Source organism: Nocardioides sp. (assembly GCF_036401255.1).
Classification (GTDB): domain Bacteria; phylum Actinomycetota; class Actinomycetes; order Propionibacteriales; family Nocardioidaceae; genus Nocardioides.
In genome coordinates, this window is sequence record NZ_DASWVI010000041.1 from 1 (window position 1) to 3541 (window position 3541).

Here is a 3541-nt window from a genome sequence, read left to right on the forward strand (position 1 = left end):
GCCTCGGCGTCGGTCTGGAACCGCGACAGCGCCTTGAGTACGACGGGGAAGCCGCTCATCCGCTCGGCGAACGTGCTCAGGTGCTGGGTGACCAGCAGCGTCGTCGGCACCAGCACCGCGACCTGCTTGCCGTCCTGGACCGCCTTGAACGCAGCACGCACGGCGATCTCGGTCTTGCCGTAGCCGACGTCGCCGCAGACCAGCCGGTCCATGGGGACCGTCCGCATCATGTCGCCCTTGACCTCGTCGACCGTGCTCAACTGGTCGGGGGTCTCCTGGAACGGGAACGCGTCCTCGAGCTCGCGCTGCCAGGGCGTGTCCGGCCCGAAGGCGTGGCCCTTGGTCGCCTGGCGCGCGGCGTAGAGCTTGATGAGCTCGGCCGCGATCTCGCGGACCGCCTTGCGTGCCCGGTTCTTGCGCTTGGTCCAGTCGCCGCCGCCGAGCCGGTCGAGCGACGGCTGCTCGCCGCCGACGTAGCGGGTGACCTGGTCGAGGGCGTCAGCGGGCACGTACAGCCGGTCCGGCGGGCCGCTCACCCCACCGGATCCGCGCCGTGACGCGCCGTACTCGAGCACGAGGTACTCGCGCACCGCTCCGCCGACCTCGCGCTGCTTCATCTCCACGAAGCGGCCGACGCCATGCTGCTCGTGCACGACGTAGTCGCCGGCGCGCAGCTCGAGCGGGTCGATCTGGCGCTTGCGGCGCGCGGGCAATCTCTTGCGCATGTCGCGCGTCGAGGCAACTGATGAGGAGAGGTCCTCGCCGGTGAGCAGCACGAGGCGGTTGGCGTCGTCGACGAACCCGTGGTCGATCGCGCCGCAGGTGATCGTCACGACGCTGTCGGTGAGCTCGTCGGCGGCGCCGACGTCGTCGACGACCCGCGCGGGGACGTCGTGCTCGCCGAGCACCTCCGCCATGCGCTGCGCCGGACCGTGGCCGGTGTGCAGCACGACGACCCGGTGGCCCGAGCGGCGCCAGCGCTCGATGTCGGCGATCGCGCGCTCCATCTCGCCGCGGTAGGCGTCGACCGACGTGGCCGAGACGGTGCGCGTCGGCACCGCGCCGGCGATCACGTCGGGATCGGTCTCGCCCTCGGTCTCGATGCCGAACGGGCTGACCGTCCACCAGGGCAGGCCCCGGTCGAGGGAGTGCTCGCGGACGTCGGCGATCGAGCGGTACGACGCCGCGCCCATGCCCAACATCAGGGTGTCGATCGGTGCGGTGCCGCCACCGGCGGCCGCGGCCCAGCTGGCGCCCAGGAACTCCTCGCTCGTCGCGACGAGGTCGTGCGCCCGGCTGCGCGCGCGCTCGGGGTCGAGGACCAGCACGTGGGTGTCCGCGGGCATCAGGTCGACGAGCAGCTCCATGTCGTCGACGAGCACGGGCGCCAGTGACTCCATGCCTTCGACGGCGATGCCGGCGGCGATCTTGTCGGTCAGCTCGAGCAGCTGCGGGTGCTGCCGCCCGAGCTCGGCCGCCCGCGCCCGCACCTCGTCGGTGAGCAGCAGCTCGCGGCACGGCGGCGCCCACAGCCGCTCGACCTTCTCCAGGGTGCGCTGGTCGGCGACCGAGAACGACCGGATCTCCTCGACGTCGTCGCCCCACAGCTCCACGCGGAGCGGGTGCTCCTCGGTCGGCGGGAACACGTCGACGATGCCGCCGCGCACCGCGAACTCGCCGCGCTTCTCGACCAGGTCGACGCGCGAGTACGCCGCGCCCGCGAGCCGGCGTACGAGGTCGTCGAGGGGCGCGGTGTCGCCGGGCGCCAGCTCGACCGGCTCGAGGTCGCCGAGTCCCTGCACCTGGGGCTGCAGCACCGAGCGCACCGGCGCCACCACGACCCTCACCGGGCCGTTCGAGGCGTCCTGGCCGGGGTGGCTGAGCCGGCGCAGCACCGCGAGCCGACGGCCGACGGTGTCGCTGCGCGGGCTCAGGCGCTCGTGGGGCAGCGTCTCCCAGCTCGGGTAGTAGGCGACCAGGGCCGGGTCGACCAGGTCGCCGAGCGCCTCGACGAGGTCCTCGGCCTCCCGGGCCGTGGCGGTCACGGCGAGCACCGAGCGCCCCTCGCGGACCAGGCCCGCGACGACGAAGGGCCGCATCGCCGGCGGGCCGGTCAGGTCGAGCGCGGGCACGGCGCCACCACGCGCGTCGGTCATCGCCGCGGCGAGCGTGGGGTCGGCGAGGACGGCCTCGGCCAGGCCGGAGAGGTGCACAGAGTCTCCAGATGGGGGGCGGACAGCACGAGCGCCCCCCATCACCAGGCGACAGGGGGTCGCCTGCAGTCTAGGCCGCTCCTCCGGGGAGACCCCGTCCGCACTTACTACACATGTATTAAGTGCGCGGGAGACGTGGTTGTGGAGAGCGCCGCGACCCGCCTCGCCGGATGGGCAATCCTCAAGACATGCCATCGCCATTCCTGCGGCCCGACTCACGCGCGTTCGGCCACATGCTGACCGACGCCGCGATCCGGGTCCTCTCGGAGGCGGGGGCGACGGCCTTCAGCTCGCGAGCGATGGCGGCGATGCTGGGGATCACCCCGTCGGCCCTCTCACAGCGAGCCGACAGGAGCGAGGTCCTTCGCATGGTCTTCGTCTTCTTCGCAGATCGGTGGGAGGAATGGACGCACGACCTCGATCCGTCATCGACACCGGCGCGACTCCCGGAGACGGTGGACGAGGTGCTCGGCGTCCGGGCCTGGCACGCCCTCGACGAGCTCGCCCGTGGTGAGCTGGCTCAGGGGAACGACGTCCCCGCGGCGGTTCTCGCTCTGGCCCGGGAACGCGAGAGCGAGCTGGTTGCGAGGCGTCTCACCCGGCTCCTCGGGGCTCGCCCTGCCGACGCCGACCTGGCCGTGGTGTTGGCGCTCGTCGGCGGGCTGCGGCGAGAGGTGACCACCACTCCCGATCCGTCGATCTCGATCGCGATGGCGACGAGGCTCTTGACAGACCACGTCGCGTCCTTGGCCGGCCGGACCTCTCAGTCCGTGCGCTCGGCGTAAGCGGAGGCGGCGGCGTAGACCGCGTCGACGTAGGACTGGGCGTGGTTGTAGGAGAACACCGCGTCGGCCCAGCCCTGGCCCGACTCGAGGTCGTGGCCGTCGGCGCACAGATAGCGCACCGCGGCGTAGGCCGCGTCGTCGAGGTCGTTGGGATCGGCGGTCCCGTCCCCGTCGCCGTCGGCGCCCCATGCCGCCCACGTCGAGGGGATGAACTGCAGCGGGCCGACCGCGTGGTCCCAGGCCGGGTCGCCGTGCCACGCTCTGGACTGCGGGGTGGCCGGGATCGCGGCGACCTGGCCGCGCCCGTCGAGCGCCGGGCCGAGGATCGGGGTCGAGGAGTGGCCGTCCTCGCCGAGCGTGCGCCCGTCGATGGTGCCGTGGTGGGACTCCACCCAGCCGATCCCGGCCAGTGTCGTCCAGCCGACGTCGCAGCCCGCGGGCTCCGCCAGCTGGGCGTTGGCGTAGGCGCGCACGGCCGGGCCCGGGATGCCGGCCCTGGCCGCGGTCCGCGCGACCCACCGCGGGTCGACCCGGGCCGGGACC

The 3541-nt window shown here is 73.2% G+C and carries 3 protein-coding genes; 1 reads left to right on the top strand and 2 read right to left on the bottom strand.

Annotation, left to right across the window (positions count from 1 at the left end; all coding sequences use genetic code 11):
* Nucleotides 1–2255, bottom strand: a 2255-nt coding sequence (locus VGD85_RS02030; protein WP_414690746.1) for a CarD family transcriptional regulator, incomplete at its 3' end; no start/stop codon positions are given.
* A 191-nt stretch (nucleotides 2256–2446) separates the two neighbouring features.
* On the opposite strand from VGD85_RS02030, the gene VGD85_RS02035 reads away from it, so the two are divergent.
* Entirely contained in the window at nucleotides 2447–2998 is a 552-nt protein-coding gene (locus tag VGD85_RS02035; RefSeq protein WP_331061784.1) for a hypothetical protein, read from the top strand.
* Here the strand turns inward: VGD85_RS02035 and VGD85_RS02040 are convergent.
* The coding region (locus VGD85_RS02040) for a lytic transglycosylase domain-containing protein (RefSeq protein ID WP_331061785.1) at nucleotides 2977–3541 on the bottom strand (565 nt) is incomplete at its 5' end. The two genes, VGD85_RS02035 and VGD85_RS02040, sit on opposite strands and share 22 nt — an antisense overlap.

Excerpts from the sequence above, each read along its gene's own strand:
- VGD85_RS02035 (WP_331061784.1), top strand. The coding sequence starts at position 2,447 with ATGCTGACCGACGCCGCGATCCGGGTCCTCTCGGAGGCGGGGGCGACG.